Source organism: Aeromonas sp. R7-4 (genome assembly GCF_040908055.1).
In the GTDB taxonomy this organism is placed as follows: domain Bacteria; phylum Pseudomonadota; class Gammaproteobacteria; order Enterobacterales; family Aeromonadaceae; genus Aeromonas; species Aeromonas sanarellii.
Map to the genome: position 1 here is coordinate 1 of NZ_JBFODA010000006.1, position 18,292 is coordinate 18,292.

Here is an 18,292-nt window from a genome sequence, read left to right on the forward strand (position 1 = left end):
ATTGCTTGATTCAAATTGTTAAAGAGCGACGCAGCTTTTGGCTGCTGCGGGAGTGGCATTCTACTCAACCGCCTTCTCGAGTCAAGCCTTATTTGAAAGGCTTTTTCGAGGCACCGACCGGCTTGTTTGCGTTGCCGCTTGCCCTGTCGATGGAGGCGCATTATAGAGACATAGATCACATTGGCAAGCCTTCATCGCAATAAAATTGCAAAAAAACGCACTTTTTTAGTTATTCATATCCAATAACAGCTTTTATACAGACTTACCCACAGACCAGCCAAGACTCGGTGCCTCGGTATCATCAAAAGGCCGGCTTTAGACGGCGAAAAGTCACTTCTCACTAGAGCCCCTCGCTCTCATTTCCCCATATAGAGGAAGAGATCACTCCAGACCAGCGTCTTTTACCCACGCGGTGATCAGTGCGGCCACCGGAAGCTCAAGACAACCCGATATATTCTGCCCGGCCCAGAGTGGCGAGAAGCCGCTGTCACCCGCCTTTTCGGCTGCGGCTCGCAGCGGGGTCAGCGCGCCACTGGCATGAGGAAATGCAGGCACATCTTCGGACAGCGGCCCCAGCTCCTGCATCAGGCGATTGACGATACCCCGCGCCGGGCGACCGCTGAACAGGTTGGTCAGGGCGGTGTGCTGGCTGCCCTCGTTGCGGATAGCCGACCGATGCAGAGCCGAGGTGGTAGCCTCGTGACAGCAGAGAAACGCCGTCCCCATTTGCACGGCGCTGGCCCCCAGCGCCAGCGCGGCCCGGATCCCCTTGCCGTCGACTATGCCCCCCGCCGCGATGACAGGGAGATCCACCGCTGCCACTACCTGGGGCAGCAGGGTAAAGGTGCCCTGCTGCAGACTGAGATCCTCAGAGAGGAAGTGACCGCGATGGCCGCCCGCCTCCAGCCCCTGGGCGATGATGGCATCGGCACCATGCTCGGCGAGCCAACGGGCTTCAGCAACCGTGGTCGCGCTGGCAAGCACTTTTGCGCCTGTGGCTTTTACCTGGGCAAGCAACTCAGGCTCCGGCAAGCCGAAGTGGAAGCTGACCACGGCAGGCCTGAACTCTGCAAGCAGGGCCGCATGCTCGTCATTGAAGGGGGCCCGAGCGGGAGCTCGCGACGGCGCAGCGGCATCCACCCCAAACTCGGTGTAATAGGGTGACAGCACCTGGCGCCAGCGCTGCTCTGCTGCCGGTTGAGGCTCGTGCTGCCGATGGCAGAAGAAGTTGATGTTGAATGGCCCTGGCCCGCTGGCGGCGAGGCGGCTCAGCTCCTGGCGAAGCTCGGCACCACTCAACATGGCGGCAGGCAGGGATCCGAGAGCCCCAGCTCTGGTCGCCGCCATCGCCAGGGTACTGTTCTGCACACCCGCCATGGGGGCCTGAATGATAGGGTAGCGCATCCCCAATTCGGCAAAGAGCGTCATGGGGCAACATCCTGCCTGTCACGGGCGGTCTGGCTGCGCGCCAGCGCAATGGCCCCGTCGATGGCTCCGCGGGCCAGGGGACTGTTCTGCCAGCAGGTCGAACCCAACATGCTGGCGACCAGTGCCACGATATGAGTCGTGTCGGCGTCGGCCAATGCCGACAGACTATGGTAGCCAAGCTGTTCGAGCCGGCCGATGACGGTGGGCCCCACGCCTTTCACTGCGAGCAGCAGTGCCCGCTCCTCTGCCGAGAATCCTTCGTTGCCTTTCATCCATCAGACTCCTTGCCACATGGTTCATTGCACATCAGGCCCGCGAGGGGCCTGACAGGGATCACCGGGTCAACGCACGCTGCGCAGCAGGAAGTCCGGCTGGCCACAGGAGCGGCGCTCCCGCTTCTGCATCTCGTCGGAGCAGGGGACGGCATCCGTCCCTTGCTTGTTGATGCAGACATAGATCTCCCGCAGGAATCGCCCCCCATCGGCGCAGGCCACCGTGATGTTATCGGGGGCCAGCCAGTCGTTGGCGCTCGCCAGATCGGCCTTGAGCTGGAAGCTGCTTTTGCGCAGCGGCTCTTCCGGCGATTGATAGGCGACCGGGATCCGTACCTTCTGGCGCAGATCGCTGGCCAGTTGATGGAATGCCTCCTGGCTCAGTCCGGAACAGGTGCCGTGCTTCTCCCATTCGTGGCGATAGAGGAAGCGGCTGGGGTAGAGCCCGACAAACTGCTGCTCCATGGCCGGATCCAGCCGCTCGCTTGTGCAGTCGCTAGGGTAGCCACGCTGATACTGGGGCCAGAGGCCGTGCAGCACGAACCCCAGCTTGCGGGCGCACTGCTCCCGATCCGCCGGCTTGATGGCGCAGTGCTCCGGCGACCAGGAGAGCGCCATGGCGTAATAGTCAAACTCCCCCGCACGGCCCTTGCCCTGTGCGGCGGAGATCCACAACAGCGACCCCACCAGCCATACCATGACCTGCTTCATCTCTCGCTCCTCCTCATTTCTTTGCACCCGGCGGCGCCCCATTCAGCGGCCCTCATGCTCCCATAACAGGGAGTCAAAGAACAACCATGAGCAATGCCCCTATGAAAGATGGGTCAGACCAGTAAAAGGTTTCCCCTGCCGGATCAGAGGCGTAAGCTGGCTCTCCGGCGGGCCTTCATGACGCGCCACTTTTCCCCGATTTCATCAGCAACAGGACGTAACATGATCCGCAAGAATCCCTCAGGTCACCTGCCCGTTATCGACGAATCCGCCTATATCGACAAGACCGCCATCATCTGTGGCAAGGTGATCATCAAGGAGAACGTGTTTGTCGGCCCCTATGCCGTGATCCGCGCAGACGAAGTGGACGAGAGCGGCGACATGGAACCCATCGTCATCGGCGCTAACTCCAATATTCAGGATGGCGTCGTCATCCACTCCAAATCCGGCGCCGCCGTCACCATCGGCGAGTACAGCTCCATCGCCCACCGCAGCATCGTCCACGGACCGTGCGAGGTGGGCAACCGCGTCTTCATCGGCTTCAACAGCGTGCTGTTCAACTGCCACATCGGCGAAGGATCCGTGGTGCGCCATAACTCCGTGGTCGATGGCTGCGATATTCCCCCCGGCTTCTATGTCCCCTCCACCACCCGCATCAACCAGCAGAGCGATCTGGCGCAGATCCCGCGCGTCACCGTGGACGCCACCGAGTTCTCCGAGGATGTGGCCCACACCAATATCGACCTGGTCAGGGGTTACAAGGCGCTCTCCAACGAGTTTTGATCCGGCGAGCGGTTCACGAGACACGACGGGCGCCACGGCGCCCGTTGTCACAACTGTAAAGAGGGCGAAAAGAGGGTGTAAAGGTGGTTGAGCCGGGCGCACGCGTCGCGTTTGATGGGGGCGTTCCCATCAATGGAGTCATCATCATGTCACGCTATCCTGTCGCCCTTGCCCTGCTGCTGGGCACCACGCTCGTTCATGCCGAAATGCCGCCCCCGATGGGTGCCCGCCAGGGCGGCCCCATGACACCGCCCCCCTCCGTGCTCTATCACGCCAGCAAGCAGGGCGCGGATCCCCAGGCCCTGGCACAGGCACTGTCCAGGAACATTGATGCCGCCAAGCCGGATACCCGCTACGAGGTCATGGTCAGCGTGCGCGAACTGCCGCCCCAGCCACTCAAACCCCAGCCCGCCGGTGCGCCGCTCAAGGGGCAGTGAGATGAGTCTGCGCCGCCCTTCACTCTGGCTGCTTGCCATGGCCATCGCCCTGCCCGCCCTGGCGGGCCCGGGTAACATGGACAGGCCGGGCGGGTGGGAGAGCCCTGCCCCGCAGTACGGCCATGGGGCTGGACCCGGCTTCGGCCACCGCGTCGACAGGCTGCCGGGAGGGGTGGAAACCCTGTTGCTGGCGGGGCTCACCTACTATGTGCTCGACGGCATCTTCTACCGTCGGCAGGAGAACCACTACGTGGTGGTTGCTCCACCCCCTCAGGTCTTGGTCGCGGCGGAGTCGGGCCTCATCCCCCTGGATCTGGACGGCCGCCGCTATTACGTCAGGGAGGGGCACTACTACCTGCGAGAAATAGACGGGCGCTACACCGAGGTACCGCCACCGGCGGCGCTGCGCTGAGAGCACGGTGGAACAGATACGAGCAGGGGGCCCAGGTCCCCTTCTTCATTCCCGGGGTGTTCACCCCACTCCAGCCCGAGCCGCGCCCCTCAGGACGGCTCATGCAGGGGCAGCGTCATGGTCACCCTCAGCCCCCCCTGTGCGCGATTGCGCGCCTGGATGGTGCCGCCCTGCAGGGTCACCGCCTTGCGGGCGATGGCGAGCCCGAGCCCGTAGCCCTTGCCCATGCGGGGTGAGCCGATGCGCACGAAGGGGTCGAAGATCCCCGCCAGCTTCCCCTCCTCCACTCCGGGCCCCCGATCGGCGATGGAGAGCTGCACCTCCTGGCCCAGACGAATCAGGCTGACGCTCACCTTCTGCCCCGGCTGCGAGAAGCGCAGGGCGTTGCGCACCACATTCTCCACGGCGCGGCGCACCAGCTCGGCATGACCCAGCAGGAGGCAACCCTCCCCCAGCGCCTGCTCGAGCGCTATCTCGACCCCGGATTGCTGGGCCTCGAACCTGGCATCCTGGACGACGGTCTCCACCAGCGCCAACAGGTCGTAGTGGCTCTGCGCCAGCCCGTGACCCTGCTCGGCGCGGGAGAGGGTCAGCAGCTCCCCTATCATCCTGTCCATCCGCTCCGTCTCGAGCCGGATCCGCGCCAGGGCGTCGCTCGCCTTCTCCGGGCGCTGCTCCGCCAGGCCGATGGCCATCTGGATGCGGGCCAGGGGGGAGCGCAGCTCGTGGGAGACGTCGTGAAGCAGCTGCTCGCGCCCCTCGACCAGCTGCTGCAACCGTTCCACCATGAGATCGAACTCCTTCGCCACCTCCGTCAGCTCGTCCCTGCGCCAGCGCAGGGCGGGCCACAGCCTGACCCCCAGATCCCCTCTGGCTACCCGATCGAAGCTGCGCCGCAGGGCGTTCATGGGCCGGGTCAGGTGCCAGGCGAACAGAATGCTGAACAAGAGTCCCCCCAGGCCGCCAATCCAGAGCATGGGCGGGGGAATATTGAGCCAGGAGAGGAGGCCGGGCGCAGGCCCGCCGGGGAGAACGCGCGGGTCCGATCTGGCCTGCAGCAGATAGGCCTGCCCGTCGCTGGCGATCACGGTGCGCGTCAGCACGGTGCCAGGGCCCGGCTCCCCGGAGGCTGGCAGCCTGGATGCCTGGGGCGCTGGCCGGGGGAGCGCATCGGATGCATCGAGGGGGGTTATCTGCAGCAACGGCGGCGACATGGCCTGGCTCAATGCCGTCGCAGCCTCGATTCCTCCCTTTGCCAGCACGGCTGCCGCCATCTCCAGATGCTGGCTCGCCAGTTGCTGGGCCAGGTGCTCTTCCGGGGGGTCACGCTCGGCACGATAACCGAGCCAGAGCAGTTGGCTGACCAGCACTATGGCCAGCCAGAACCCCAGCAGAATCTTCCAGAACAAACGTCCCTTGAGGATCACCGTATCTTGTACCCTATGCTGCGCACCGTCTCTATGGTGACGGCCTCCCCCGCCTTCTGCTGCAGTTTCTGCCGCAGGTTGCAGATGTGCACATCGACACTGCGGTCATAGGCCTCCCGCGGGCGCCCTACCCCTTGCAGGGAGAGGGTGTCCTTGGTGACCACCTGCTCCGGGGTGCGCACCAGCAACACCAGCATGTTGAACTCGGTGGCGGTCAGCTCCAGCGGCGCCCCCTGCCAGAGACAGACCCGGTTGGCCGGGGTGACCGTCAGCTCCCCCAGGATGAGGGCATCCGGCGAGGGGGTTGAACTCCCCCCCTCGTTGACCCGCCGCAGAACGGCCCGCAGCCGGGCCACCAGCTCCCTGGGGTAGCAGGGTTTGGGCACATAGTCATCGGCCCCCATCTCCAGTCCCACCACCCGATCCACGTTGTCCCCCTTGGCGGTCAGCATGATGATCGGCAGGCGGCTGCGCTGGCGCACCTGGCGCAGCACCTCGGTGCCGCTCAAGTCGGGCAGCATCACATCCAGCAAGAGGGCGCTGTAACGGCCGGAGAGGGCATGGTGCACCCCTTCCCCTCCAGTCAGCACCTGGGTGGTATCAAACCCCTCTCCCCCCAGGTATTCACTCAACATGGCGCCCAGTTCGGCATCGTCATCCACCAGCAAGATCTTCATACAGGCTCTCCCTTGTCGGCGGCCATTTTCGCCGCTTGCCACGCCCTTGGCAGCCATTTTTACGAAACCCTTACGCTTGGCGCAAAGAGCCTTAACCCGGCTCTGGGGTAGAGTGCCGTCGTGATCGTCATTCAGGATACAGGTTGTCATGCCCACACTCTCCCCTCGTCTGTTCTGGCTGCTGCCCCTGTGCGCCCTCGCCCTGCTGCTGGCCTGGCGCCCCCAGGCCAAGGCTCCCGCCAGCGACTACATCACCGCCAGCGCAAAGACCCGGGACCTGGAACAGCTCATCATGGCGGACGGTACCCTGAAGGCGCGCAAGCAGGTGAGCGTGGGTGCCCAGGTGTCGGGCCAGATCAAGAAGCTGCACGTAATCCTAGGTCAGGCAGTCAAACAGGGGGAGCTGCTGGCAGAGATCGACGATCTGCCCCAGCAGAACGCCCTCAAGGATGCCCTGGCCCAGCGCGACAACCTCCAGGCCCAGCTGGATTCCAAAGAGGCCACCCTTCGCAATGCCCGCCTGGCGTACCAGCGCCAGCAACAGATAGTCGCAAGGGGCCTTGGCTGCACGGCCGACCATGACAGCGCCAAGGCGACCCTGGACGAAACCCTGGCCGATATCCGGGCCCTCCAGGCCCAGCGGGTGCAAGCCGGGATCGCGGTGGACACCGCCCGGGTCAACCTGGGTTATACCCGGATCCTCGCCCCCCTCTCCGGCACCGTGGTGGCCGTGCCGGTGGAGGAGGGACAGACCCTCAACGCCAGTCAGAGCACCCCCACCCTGCTCAAGATCGCCCGGCTCGATACCATGACGGTGGAGGCCAGGATCTCCGAGGCCGACGTCATCAACGTCCGGGTCGGCATGCCGGTCTATTTCACCATTCTTGGCAACAGCCAGCGCCGCTTTGAGGGATCCCTGCGGGCCATCGAGCCCGCCCCCGACACCATCAACGACGACACGACCACCAGCAGCAGCGACAGCAGCGCCATCTATTATCACGGCCTGTTCGAGGTGCCCAACCAGGACGGCCAGCTCAGGATCAGCATGACGGCACAGGTCTATCTGGTGGTCGCCCGGCTCAAGGATGCGCTGGTGATCCCGGCCATCGCCCTGCAGGGGGACCAGGTCAGGGTGGTCGACGACGGAGGCAGGATCAGCCTGCGCCGGGTCAAGGTCGGCCTGAACAACAAGGTGGATGCCCAGATCCTGTCGGGCCTGAGCGCCGGTGAGCGGGTCATCGTCAGCGAAGTGAGCGCAGGCCAGAGCGACGCCGCCGGGGGCATGCCGCCCCCCATGGGGATGTGATCATGGGCGCCTTGTTGCAACTGCGGGGCATCCGCCGCCACTTCGGAGAGGGGGAGCGCACCGTCACCGTGCTCGACGGCATCGATCTGGCGGTCGCCCGTGGGGAGATGGTGGCCATCGTCGGCGCTTCGGGCTCCGGCAAATCCACCCTGATGAACCTGCTGGGCTGCCTGGATCAGCCGAGCGAGGGGGCCTATCTGGTGGCCGGGCGCGACACCGCCACCCTCAGCCGGGACGAGCTCGCCGCCCTGCGCCGGGAGCACTTCGGCTTCATCTTCCAGCGTTATCACCTGCTGGCGGATCTCGATGCCCGCACCAACGTGGAGGTGCCCGCCCTCTACGCCGGTCTGGATCCGGCCGAGCGACGCCAGCGGGCCGAGGCCCTGCTGACCCGCTTCGGCCTCGCCAGCCGGCTCAGCCACAAGCCGAACCAGCTCTCCGGCGGCCAGCAGCAGAGGGTCAGCATCGCCCGCGCCCTCATCAACGGCGGCGAGGTGATCCTGGCCGACGAGCCGACCGGGGCCCTCGACAGCCAGAGCGGCGCCGAGGTGATGGCGAGCCTCCAGGCCCTGCATCGCCAGGGCCACACCCTGGTGATCGTCACCCACGACATGGAGATCGCCCGCCACGCCGAGCGGATCATCGAACTGAAAGATGGCCGGGTCATCGCCGATCGCCGCACCCGCCAGCCACAGGCCCTTCCCCAGGCGACCCTGGCCGCCACCAAGGCGTCCGTCGGGGGGAAAACCCCGCTGATGGCGGGGCTCGGCAATGCCCTGCAGATGGCCATCAAGGCCATGGTCGCCCAGCGCCTTCGCACCTGTCTCACCATGCTCGGCATCATCATAGGTATCGCCTCGGTGGTGACCGTGGTGGCCCTCGGCCAGGGCTCCCGGGAGCGGGTGCTGGAGAACATCAACGCCATGGGCACCAGCACCCTGGAGGTGTTCCCCGGCCGCGGCTTCGGGGACATGCGCTCCGCTACCATAGAGACGTTGCGGATCGGGGACGCCGAGGCCATCGCCCGGCTGGACTACGTGCACAGCGTCACCCCCAGCCTCAGCACCAGCGCCACCCTGCGCCTTGGCAGCGCCGCCGTCTCCGGCACCATCAACGGGGTCGGCGCCCAGTTCTTCCAGGTCCGGGGCTATCGCCTGGCCCAGGGCATGGGCTTCGATCGCCAGAGCGAGGAGAGCCTGGCCCAGGAGGTGGTGATCGACGAGCACACCCGGGACAAACTGTTCGCCCCGACCCAGTCCCCTCTGGGCCAGGTGATCCTGCTGGGGGATCTGCCCTGCCGGGTGATCGGGGTCGCCATCAAGAACCAGAGCGGCTTTGGCAGCGACGAGACCCTCAACGTCTGGATCCCTCATACCACCGCCATGAGCCGCCTGCTGGGGCAGAGCCATCTGCGCAGCATCAGCGTGCGGGTACGGGACGAGGTGAGCCTCGACGCCGCCCAGGATGGCATCAGCCGCCTGCTCACCCTGCGCCACGGCAGCCAGGACTTCTTCCTGCTGAATACCGACAGCATCCGCCAGGCCATCAGCCAGACCAGCGCCACCCTGACCACGCTGATCGCCCTCATCGCCCTCATTTCCCTGATCGTCGGGGGCATAGGGGTGATGAACATCATGCTGGTCTCGGTCACCGAGCGCACCCGTGAGATAGGGGTGCGGATGGCGGTCGGCGCCCGGACCCGGGACATCCAGCAGCAGTTCCTCATCGAAGCCGTGCTGATCTGCCTGCTGGGGGGCGTGCTCGGCATCGCCCTCTCCCTGCTGCTGGGCCAGCTGTTCGACCACCTCGGCAGCGGCACCAGGATGAGCTACTCCCTTGCCGCCATGGGGGTGGCCTGCCTCTGCGCCAGCCTGATCGGGGTGATATTCGGCTTCGCCCCGGCCCGTCGGGCCGCCAGGCTGGATCCCATCCACGCACTGGAGCGCGAATAGCCCGCATTGACGCCGGGGTGATGCCACCCCGACACCAGATCGGGGGCCGACACCGGCCCCGCCACCAAGCCTGAACGCCCGCACTTCTTCCCAGACTGCGCGGGTTCTTTGACCGGGTCCCGTACCCGGTCTTTTTTTTTGGCTCCCGCCCGCCACGCATACGACAGAGCCGCCCGAAGGCGGCTCTTTTCATCACGGGCCAGGCGGTTATCCCGGGCCATCAGGCGCCGATGATGCCGCCATCGTCCCGGGTGATCCGCAGCACGGCGGAGCGGGGGATGGCGGTGCCGCCGTCCGGGAAGTGGGAGGGTGCCCCCTCCTCCCCCGGGTGCTGCACCCCGACGAACATGGTGCGCCAGTCAGGCGTGAAGGTGAGGCCCGTTATTTCGCAGGCCACGGGGCCGGTCAGGAAGCGGCGCACCTCGCCACTCGCGGGATCGGCGCACAGCATCTGGTTGTTGCCCATGCCGGCAAACTGCTTCTCGTTGGAATAGTCGCCGTCTGTCTGGATCCAGAGCCGCCCCGCCTCGTCGAAACCGATGCCGTCCGGGCTGTTGAACATGTTGTCCGGGTGGATGCTGGCACTGCCCGCCATCAGCCCCTCCTTGTGCACGCCGGGGTTACCCGCCAGCAGGAAGAGATCCCACTCGAAGCTGTCGCTCCCGTGATCGTCCCCCATCGGGCGCCAGCGGATGATCTGGCCATAGGGGTTCTCGGCCCTGGGGTTGGCGCCATCCAGGGGCTGGTTCTCCTTGATGCCGCGGTTCTTGTTGTTGGTCAGGGTGCAGTAGACCTCTGCCCTGTGGGGATGCACGGCCACCCACTCGGGCCTGTCCATGGTGGTGGCGCCGAGCCGGGTCGCCGCCTCCCGGGCGAAGATGAGCACCTCCCCCTGATCGGCAAAGCCATTCTCCCGGGTCAGGCCGTGCTGGCCGTGTACCAGGGGCAGCCACTGGCCGGTACCTTTGAGCTCCCCCTCCTTGGCCTCGAAGCGGGCCACATAGAGGGTGCCCTCGTCCAGCAGATCCCGGTTGGCGGGGTCATTGCCCGGCGCCACCTGGTTCTTGGAGACGAAGCGATAGATGTGCTCGCCCCGCTCGTCGTCGCCCAGGTAGACCACGGCGCGGCCATCCTTGTTGACGGTGAAGGCGGCATTCTCATGTTTGAAGCGGCCAAGGGCGGTGCGCTTCTTCGGGGTGGAGGCGGGATCCTGCGGATCGATTTCCACCACCCAGCCGAAGCGGTTCGGCTCCTGGGGATGCTTCGCGAGATCGAACCGCTCGTCAAATTTGTGCCAGCCAAAGCCTGCATCCTCGGCGGCCAGGCCGTAGCGGGCGGCGCGTTGGTCCAGCACCGGCTTGCCCGCACTGCCGAAGTAGCCGTTGAAGTTCTCCTCGCAGGTGAGGTAGGTGCCCCAGGGGGTCTGGCCGTTGGCGCAGTTGTTGAAGGTGCCGAGGGCGGTGCGCCCCTCGGGATCGGCCTGGGTCTTGAGCAGGGCATGGCCCGCCGCCGGGCCGCTCAGGGTCATGGGAGTGGTGGCGGTGATACGGCGGTTGAGGGCCCCCTTGGGGTTGGCCTGCCATTTGCCATCGATGCGCGCCAGCTCCACCAGGGAGACCCCGTGGGCCGCCTGGGCCTTGGCGACCGCCTCGGCACTGAGCACCTTGCCGCCATCCGCGAACAGATATTCGTAGTTGGTGTATTCGTTGTTGACGGCGAGCAGGGCGCGATCCGGGCCCAGGGGGAAGAAGCTCATGCCGTCGTTGTTGTCGCCAAACTGGCGGGCCTGGGCCTTGGCATCGTTGCTCTGGGCAAAGGCGGGGGCATCGGGGAAGAGGGCATCCCCCCAGGCGATCAGCACCTCGGCCCGGTAGCCGGGCGGCACCACTATGGTGTCGGCCACCGAGGCGGGCACGGCCTGGAAGCCGAGCAGCGGCTGGGTCGCGGCGGCCACGGCGCGGGCCACCGGGCTCGCGGCGAAGAAGGCCACCATGCTGGCGGCGCCCATCCCCTTCAGGAAACCACGGCGGCTCAGGCCGGCCTCGATGAGGCGGTTGAATTCCGGCTCCTGCTCCCGGGGATGGTTGGCTCTGTCTCTCTCGTCAAAACGGCTCATCGGCTTTTCCTTGTTCTCTGTGCTGGCGTCATTGCGTAATCACTGCGTCCGGCCACAGCATGGCGGCACTTTATTAAACAAGGATGACAAGCGATGAGATAACCGCCTGGCCCGGCAAGGCGCTACCGCCCAGGAGAAGGGGCGGTGGACAGGAGTCCCACCGCCCCAAGAGACACATCGCCGACAGAAGCTCTCCCCTCTATCTAGCCGCACTTCTTCAGGCTGGTATGCCGTTTGTACCGGATTGCACCCGCTGGCAGCCTCCCTCTAGCCGCACTTCTTCAGGCTGATATGCCAGTTGGCACCGGATTGCACCTGGTGTCTGGCGGCGAAGCTGTCCATATTGAGGGCCACCGACACCTGCAACAGGCTGTTGAGGTAGACCAGGGGCTGGCCCTCCGGCACATCGCCGAAGCTGCTGACGTAGGGGGCCTTGCCCTCGTATTTCAGCGCATCCCCTTCGCTGATCCTGATGCAGGCGTTGTCCCCCTTGTGGATCCCCGCCTTGCCGAGCAGGGCCTCGTCGATGTTGGTCCAGACGTTGCCGTACTGCACATCCAGGATCGGGATGGTGCCCTTCAAGGTGCCATCCTGCTCGACCACGGCAGGCTGATAGGGGATGGTCACCACCTCGGCAGGCAGTTCGGGCCCCACCTGCTCGAAGCTGATGGCACCGGAGGCGAGGCGGGCGCCGGTGTAGGCGTAGACGTCGCGCCCGTGGAAGGTATAGGACTTCTCGGAGCCCTTGAGGCGGTTGGTCTTCTCGTCTATCTGGCGCACCGCCTCGATACCGAAGTGCTCCGCCGCCAGGGTCAGGGTGCCGTTGTCCGGGCTGACGATGTAGTGGCCGCTCCTGGTCTTGAGCACCACCGACTTGCGTTCGGTGCCGACACCGGGGTCCACCACGCTGACGAAGACGGTGCCCTCGGGCCAGTATTGCAGAGTCTGGTAGAGGCGGTAGGAGGCCTCCCAGATGTTGTAGGCCGGGATCTCGTGGGTCAGATCATGGAGCGGCAGGGTGCGGTCCACCCCGAAGGCGACCCCCTTCATGGCGGAGACGGCGCCATCCTTGAGACCGAAGTCGGTCTGGAACACCAGGGCCTCGCTTGCGAAGGCGCCAGCCCCCACCAGAGAGAGGGCGAGCACGAGGGCGCGGGGGACGATACGAATATCCATGTCAGGGCTCCTTTCAAGACGTTTGGACGTCCAGATTGCCACTCAAGGGGATCTTTGCAACCCCTGATGCCCGAATGGGGGGAAAAGACTCGCCAATCCGGACCGCTCGGGTGTATCCATGGGCATTCGACGACAGGAGAGCACCACATGACTGTAGAGAAACGCGACGCCATTTTGCTGAGCCTGGGGGAGACCCAGAGCCGGGTGCAGCTCACCGGGGCGGACGGCGTCAGCCAGACATTTTCGCTGGCCCTGGGCCTGGATGCCCTGACCCCGGGTCCGTTTCGCCGGGACCCGCCGAGCGCCCTGGAACTGGAGCAAGCCATCCCGGTAACGGAGGATCTGCTGACCCCCCTCGAGCTTGAGCAGGCCATCATGGTGGTGGAAGATGTGCTGATGCCCCTCGCGGCCCGGATCCCGCCCCACCCCGTGCTGCACCTGCAAAGCCCGGTGCCCCTGGCCGAGGTGCTCGGCAACCGGGTGCAGAGCCGGGAGAACATAGAGCGGTTGTTCGGCCAGCTGGCCGCCATGGTGGAGGGGGATCCCCTCGCCTCCGCCCAGTTGCCGAGGGAGAGACACGTCGCCGCCGCCCTGCTGATCCTGCGGGAGTGGATGCACCACTTGGATGCAGGTAGCGTCGCCCTGGTTGACTGAGCCAGCCCGGCATGAAGAGTCAGCCGAGGCGCTGGCAGAGGTATTTCACTGCATCTGACCCTGCGGCCCCGCCGGTCCGCCTTCTGCCCGTGCCGCTGTATCTGTTACCATGCCGGCCACTCTGATCGTTTCCGTCTCGGCCCCTGGCCGCGATAACCCCATACTGGTACCCCTATGTCCAACGCCTCCTTTGCCGACCTGGCGCTCTCCCCCCGTTTGCAGCAGACCCTGAGCGAGCTCGGCTACGCCACGCCGACCCCGATCCAGGCCGCCGCCATCCCGGCCATCCTGGCAGGCCGCGATCTGCTGGCAGGGGCCCAGACCGGCACCGGCAAGACCGCCGCCTTCGTGCTGCCACTGCTGGAGTTGTTGATGCAGGAGCCGCAAGAGGCGTCCCCTCGCCCCATCCGCGCCCTGGTGCTGGTGCCGACCCGCGAGCTGGCGGTGCAGGTTGCCGAGAGCGTCGAGCGCTACGGTCAGGCCACAGGCCTTGCCAGCGCCCTGGTCTACGGCGGGGTCAGCATAGCGGCCCAGGTGGAGGCGCTGAAAGCCGGGGTGGATCTGCTGATCGCCACCCCGGGCCGGTTGCTCGACCATCTGCGCCAGGGGGCGCTGCGCCTGGGCCAGCTAGAGTATCTGGTCTTCGATGAAGCCGATCGCATGCTCGACATGGGCTTCATGGACGAGATCACCGCCCTGCTCAAACAGATACCGGCGGATCGCCAGACCCTGCTGTTTTCGGCCACCTGCGACGACAACCTCTTTGCGCTCAGCAAGGTCTTGCTGCGCGACCCCGAACTGATCGAGGTGGCACCGCGCAACACCACGGCGGCCGAGGTGGAGCAGCGGGTCTATGCGGTGGACAGCGATCGCAAGGTGGCGCTGGTCGAACACATGCTGACCGTGAAGGGCTGGGCACCGGCGCTGATCTTCAGCCGCACCCGCCAGGGGGCCGACAAGCTGGCCCAGCAGCTCGGCAAGGCGGGCATCAATGCGCTGGCCTTCCACGGGGATCTGTCCCAGAGCGCGCGGGAAAAGGTGCTGCTGGAGTTTCGCGCCGGTACCCTGCAGGCGCTGGTGGCCACCGACGTGGCGGCCCGCGGCCTCGATATCAGCGACCTCAACCATGTGATCAATCTGGAGTTTCCCCATCAGCCGGAGGATTACGTCCACCGCATCGGGCGCACCGGCCGCGCCGGCAACAAGGGGCTCGCCATCACATTGTTCAGCCCCGAAGACGCGCCCCTGCTGGAGAAGGTGGAGGCGGTGCTCGACACCCGTCTGCCCCAGCAGTGGTTCCCGGGCTTCGAGCCGGATCTGACCCGCTTCGACCCCGAGCCGCGCCGCGCCAGCAAGGGCGCCCAGAAGCAGAAGGCCAGAAAGCAGGCCCTCGCGGGCAACAAGGGCGGCAAGGGCCGCAAGCCCTGACATGGAGGCTCTTGCAGGGGAGCCCCAAAGCACGGGTGCTCCCCTTTCCCTCACGCCGACCCGGGGAGAAACCCTGGCGCCGCCGCCCCCCTCTCTTGCTCTCTCCCTCTTGTTCCCCTGACCAGACCGCCCCGGGCAGAGCCTTGCCACACTCTGCTACAAAAGAGGTAGTGAAGGGGCACACTTTCGCCACAAAGCAGGCGTGAAATAAAGGCATGGCACAAGGAGGACATCATGAAACCCGCATCCCTCGTCTGGGCCCTGCCCCTGACCCTCACCCTGATCTGGCTCTCTGGTCTCACCCAGTGGCCCGCCAGCGTCTGGCCCTGGCGCCACGAGCTGCTGATCCTGACCGGTCTGCTTGGCCTCGGCGCCATGACCCTCTCTTTGCTGCTGGCCCTGCGCCTGCCGAGGCTCGAGGCCTGGTGCGGCGGGCTGGATCGCATGTTGCGCCTGCACCGCAGCAGCGCCCTCTGGGCCACCGGCACCCTGATGTCCCACTGGCTGCTGGTGGAGGCCCCCAAGTGGGCCGTCACCGCCGACTGGCTGACCCGGCCGGCACGCCGCGGTGCAGGCGCAGGCGCAGGCAGCGATGACCTGTGGCACGAACTCGGCAATACCCTGGGGGAATGGGGTTTCTATCTGCTGCTGGCCCTGGTAGCGGTGAGCCTGCTTGCGGTGGTGCGCTACGAGCGCTTCCGGGTGGTTCACCGGCTGGCCCCGGTCATCTATCTGATGGGCTGGCTGCACGGACTCTGCCTGCTGCCGCACATAGGCGTCCTGACCCCGGTCGGCCTGACCCTGCTTATCGGCGGCGGGCTGGGTGCCCTGGGGGCGCTCTACTCCCTCTCTGGCCGGGTGGGCCAAAACGAGCGTCGCCAGGGGACGGTCAGCGCCCTCGCCCCCCTGGATGAGCGCACCCTGGAGATCCGGGTTGCCCTCTCCGCGCCCCTGCACGGCTACCGCCCCGGACAGTTCGCCTTCTTCGACTTTGCCGGGCGCGGCGAGCCTCACCCCTACACCCTGGTGAATGTCTCGGCGGATGGCTGTACCCTCACCCTGGCGGTACGCGCCCTCGGGGATCACACCCGCTGGCTGCACCGCCACCTCAAGGTGGGGGATGCGGTCATCGTGACCGGCCCCTATGGCGCCTTCGCCCTGCCGGATCCGGCCCCCGCGCTCTGGGTCGGCGCCGGCATCGGCATCACCCCCTTCGTCGCCTGGCTGGAGGCCCTGGTGCGCCGTGGCGAGACACGCCCGGGCACCACCTTGCTGCAATGCGCCCCCACCGCCGAGGCCGCCCCCTATCACAGTCGGCTGGCCGAGCTGTGCCGCCGGGCCGGGGTCGACTACCGGCTGCATCTGGAGTCCGAGCGCGGCCGACTGGATCTCGCCGCCCTGGGTGAGCGTCAGCACACCCCGGTGTGGTTCTGCGGCCCCGAGCCCATGGCCCAGACTCTGGATGCCCATCTGGCCGCCCCGCTGCACCGGGAGCTGTTCCGCTTCCGTTGACGGGCCAGACCGGCGCGTTCAGTCATTGGCCTGATATTAGGGAAACTGGGAGACGGGCGGGCACGGGCCCCCTTGAGCGGGCCACGCCCCCGCCGCCCGCACGCTGCCGCCCCAGAAGCTCGCCACCAGTATCAAGGCCCCGGCCAGCCCGTATTTGATCCAGGATTTCATCGTCTTGCTCCCCTCTCGTTGGCCCTCGCCACTCTGTGGCAAGCGGGCCCATTTATCAGTGGGCAGAAGATAGGGGGGATTTGTGAAGGGAAAATGAGGCGGTGTGAAGCCAGGGTGAAGTCGAGGGACGTCAGGAGAAATCAGCAGCGACCTCCTATTCGCGAACGTCCGAATACGCTTCGCTATTCGAACCTACAGCACAGATAGCGACCCCTCACCCTAACCCTCTCCCGAGGGAGAGGGGATCGCCCATGCCAATACCAAGCCACTCATATTCACCCGCACCACAGAGCCAACGCATAATCAGCGGAGCCTGTTTGCCCCCTTCTCCCCCTCTTGATCACAAACAAGGGGAGAAGGGCTGGGGATGAGGGAGAGGTAACAATAAGCCCCATCAAGTGGGACGATTAGCGCAGCGTAATCGTCCGCATACCGCCGCACACCGAGTCATGGCAAGACTAGCAGGAAACTCTGAATATCAGCAGCTTCTCGGCCACGACCTGTTCGCGAACGTCCAAATATGCTTCGCTATTCTATAGCGCTCAACATTGGTGTAGCTGCCAAAAAGCAGTAAATCCATTAGAAACTTTTTTGCTGTGTATCACTGATTCATGGCACTCTACAAGAAACGCTTTCAGAGACACATAAATGGCATACCTCTATAAACAATGCATATTATTAAGTGATTTGCCTATTACTGGTTGGTACCGGTATAGAGATATGTTTCAGATTCTGCCACCAACAGCCCCCATGAAAAAGGCACCATATTTAATTGGCGGAAACAAACCTTGTATATTTCAATGGAAATCCAGAAAAGCAGATGCAGTGAGGATTAACTCTGTCACCCAAGAAGAAATTCCTGATTGGGTACTGGATTTAGAATTGTCTAGTGAAGTATTTAGAGAGATTATTTTAGTCCTTGGGGTTATATCTGTTAATAGAATTTCCTGCTCTACAGGTAAACAAGGCTGGTTCATTCCTACAGAACTAGAGGGTGATATTGAACCGATATGGGGTCAAGAGTCCTATTTTTGTCGAGAAATATCAGCCAATATCTCGTCATTCTCAGAGGTTACAGGTTTAGATGCAATACCAATGACCCCCTCTAATAGACATTATAATACTCTCTATCAGCATATGGATAATGTGTTTAGCCTTCCTGAAGATATAACATTAATTCTCGACGCATATTTCATTCTGTCGGAAGTCGATAAAAATGCCTTCCTATGCGCCAGTACGTTATTTGAGCAAGGAGCCAATACATGGAGCATTTCCCCAAGTTTATCGTTTGTTGGTTTTGTTTCATGCTTAGAAACATTGGTTAATGTAGAAAACAATGATACTCCTGTAGAGAAATGCGAACAATGCCAGCAGAAAAAATATCAAGTCACCAAGAAGTTTCTAAACTTCATGTCAAAGTATGGTAATAATGATCCTACGTTCAAGAAATTTTCTAATAAGATATATAAGTATCGTTCAGAGATCGTTCACTCTGGGCAGCTACTCAACGGGGATCTTATGCCAGAGAAATTTGGACATCATGACAGCATAGAGGATGACGAATTTAGAAGAGGGGTTATACGAGCATGTCGAATTTGCATGGTAAACTGGTTGTTCGAAAGGGCAAGAAATACCCCCTCCACCATGCTTAAAAGGGATAATTAATGTTAGATAAACATGAATTTTCTTACGGAAAAAATAATATCTAATTTTAATCTATAACTCATCCATCACATGTACAGATCTAGTTATCACCTGACACCGGCCTCAAACCGGTGTCTTGTTTACGCTACTTTAGTGCGCACTTTCTTCGGTATCAATTTCAGACCC

General features: G+C 63.9%; 18 protein-coding genes. 10 read left to right on the forward strand and 8 right to left on the reverse strand.

Going from position 1 to position 18,292, the window contains the following annotated elements; genetic code table 11:
* Positions 1-203, forward strand: a 203-nt coding sequence (locus tag AB5Y72_RS00790) for a hypothetical protein (protein ID WP_368198423.1), incomplete at its 5' end; no start/stop codon positions are given.
* A gap of 178 nt (positions 204-381) precedes the next feature.
* Here AB5Y72_RS00790 and AB5Y72_RS00795 read toward each other — a convergent pair.
* The 3 genes from AB5Y72_RS00795 to AB5Y72_RS00805 all read right to left on the reverse strand — a co-directional run bounded on the left by AB5Y72_RS00795 (position 382) and on the right by AB5Y72_RS00805 (position 2,411).
* Positions 382-1,428 carry a nitronate monooxygenase gene (locus tag AB5Y72_RS00795; protein ID WP_325783747.1) on the reverse strand — a complete coding sequence of 349 codons (1,047 nt, stop codon included), beginning with the start codon at positions 1,426-1,428 and terminating at the stop codon, positions 382-384.
* On the reverse strand, positions 1,425-1,700 hold the full coding sequence (locus AB5Y72_RS00800; protein WP_325783748.1) for a helix-hairpin-helix domain-containing protein: 276 nt from the start codon (positions 1,698-1,700) through the stop codon (positions 1,425-1,427). The genes AB5Y72_RS00795 and AB5Y72_RS00800 overlap by 4 nt, the downstream gene beginning before the upstream one ends.
* Positions 1,701-1,769: 69 nt before the next feature.
* Positions 1,770-2,411 carry a ribonuclease gene (locus AB5Y72_RS00805; RefSeq protein WP_325783749.1) on the reverse strand — a complete coding sequence of 214 codons (642 nt, stop codon included), beginning with the start codon at positions 2,409-2,411 and terminating at the stop codon, positions 1,770-1,772.
* A gap of 222 nt (positions 2,412-2,633) precedes the next feature.
* On the opposite strand from AB5Y72_RS00805, the gene AB5Y72_RS00810 reads away from it, so the two are divergent.
* The 3 genes from AB5Y72_RS00810 to AB5Y72_RS00820 all read left to right on the forward strand — a co-directional run bounded on the left by AB5Y72_RS00810 (position 2,634) and on the right by AB5Y72_RS00820 (position 4,043).
* Positions 2,634-3,194, forward strand: coding sequence for a carbonate dehydratase (locus AB5Y72_RS00810; protein WP_209794679.1), 561 nt, complete (start codon positions 2,634-2,636; stop codon positions 3,192-3,194).
* Between the two features lie 146 nt (positions 3,195-3,340).
* Positions 3,341-3,631: a hypothetical protein gene (locus tag AB5Y72_RS00815; protein WP_325783750.1), complete on the forward strand. Its 291-nt coding sequence runs from the start codon at positions 3,341-3,343 to the stop codon at positions 3,629-3,631.
* Position 3,632: 1 nt separating this feature from the next.
* On the forward strand, positions 3,633-4,043 hold the full coding sequence (locus tag AB5Y72_RS00820) for a DUF6515 family protein (protein ID WP_325783751.1): 411 nt from the start codon (positions 3,633-3,635) through the stop codon (positions 4,041-4,043).
* A gap of 89 nt (positions 4,044-4,132) precedes the next feature.
* Here the strand turns inward: AB5Y72_RS00820 and AB5Y72_RS00825 are convergent, their stop codons facing one another.
* Both AB5Y72_RS00825 and AB5Y72_RS00830 read right to left on the reverse strand, forming a co-directional pair.
* Positions 4,133-5,452: an ATP-binding protein gene (locus AB5Y72_RS00825; protein ID WP_325783752.1), complete on the reverse strand. Its 1,320-nt coding sequence runs from the start codon at positions 5,450-5,452 to the stop codon at positions 4,133-4,135.
* Between the two features lie 14 nt (positions 5,453-5,466).
* Positions 5,467-6,147: a response regulator transcription factor gene (locus AB5Y72_RS00830; RefSeq protein WP_325783753.1), complete on the reverse strand. Its 681-nt coding sequence runs from the start codon at positions 6,145-6,147 to the stop codon at positions 5,467-5,469.
* 148 nt (positions 6,148-6,295) lie between these two features.
* Between AB5Y72_RS00830 and AB5Y72_RS00835 the strand changes: the two genes are divergently transcribed.
* Together AB5Y72_RS00835 and AB5Y72_RS00840 are read left to right on the forward strand one after the other, a co-directional pair.
* Positions 6,296-7,453 carry an efflux RND transporter periplasmic adaptor subunit gene (locus tag AB5Y72_RS00835; protein WP_325783754.1) on the forward strand — a complete coding sequence of 386 codons (1,158 nt, stop codon included), beginning with the start codon at positions 6,296-6,298 and terminating at the stop codon, positions 7,451-7,453.
* A gap of 2 nt (positions 7,454-7,455) precedes the next feature.
* Entirely contained in the window at positions 7,456-9,405 is a 1,950-nt protein-coding gene (locus AB5Y72_RS00840) for a MacB family efflux pump subunit (protein WP_368198424.1), read from the forward strand.
* A gap of 220 nt (positions 9,406-9,625) precedes the next feature.
* Here the strand turns inward: AB5Y72_RS00840 and AB5Y72_RS00845 are convergent, their stop codons facing one another.
* Positions 9,626-11,521: a PhoX family phosphatase gene (locus AB5Y72_RS00845; RefSeq protein WP_368198426.1), complete on the reverse strand. Its 1,896-nt coding sequence runs from the start codon at positions 11,519-11,521 to the stop codon at positions 9,626-9,628.
* Positions 11,522-11,788: 267 nt separating this feature from the next.
* The gene (locus AB5Y72_RS00850; RefSeq protein ID WP_368198427.1) at positions 11,789-12,697 is read right to left on the reverse strand and encodes an S-adenosyl-l-methionine hydroxide adenosyltransferase family protein; all 909 of its coding nucleotides are present in this window, start codon (positions 12,695-12,697) and stop codon (positions 11,789-11,791) included.
* 147 nt (positions 12,698-12,844) lie between these two features.
* Here AB5Y72_RS00850 and AB5Y72_RS00855 point away from each other — a divergent pair, with 147 nt between their 5' ends.
* From AB5Y72_RS00855 to AB5Y72_RS00865, 3 genes are all read left to right on the forward strand, one after another.
* Positions 12,845-13,351, forward strand: coding sequence for a hypothetical protein (locus AB5Y72_RS00855; RefSeq protein WP_368198428.1), 507 nt, complete (start codon positions 12,845-12,847; stop codon positions 13,349-13,351).
* 174 nt (positions 13,352-13,525) lie between these two features.
* Positions 13,526-14,779, forward strand: a complete 1,254-nt coding sequence (locus AB5Y72_RS00860; protein ID WP_368198429.1) for a DEAD/DEAH box helicase — start codon at positions 13,526-13,528, stop codon at positions 14,777-14,779.
* Between the two features lie 234 nt (positions 14,780-15,013).
* Positions 15,014-16,291 carry a ferric reductase-like transmembrane domain-containing protein gene (locus tag AB5Y72_RS00865; protein WP_368198430.1) on the forward strand — a complete coding sequence of 426 codons (1,278 nt, stop codon included), beginning with the start codon at positions 15,014-15,016 and terminating at the stop codon, positions 16,289-16,291.
* Between the two features lie 36 nt (positions 16,292-16,327).
* On the opposite strand, the gene AB5Y72_RS00870 is transcribed toward AB5Y72_RS00865, so the two are convergent.
* Positions 16,328-16,462: a hypothetical protein gene (locus AB5Y72_RS00870; protein WP_257710345.1), complete on the reverse strand. Its 135-nt coding sequence runs from the start codon at positions 16,460-16,462 to the stop codon at positions 16,328-16,330.
* A gap of 720 nt (positions 16,463-17,182) precedes the next feature.
* On the opposite strand from AB5Y72_RS00870, the gene AB5Y72_RS00875 reads away from it, so the two are divergent.
* Complete coding sequence (locus tag AB5Y72_RS00875; protein WP_368198431.1) at positions 17,183-18,127, forward strand: hypothetical protein; 945 nt, start codon at positions 17,183-17,185, stop codon at positions 18,125-18,127.
* Positions 18,128-18,292 lie beyond the last annotated feature (165 nt).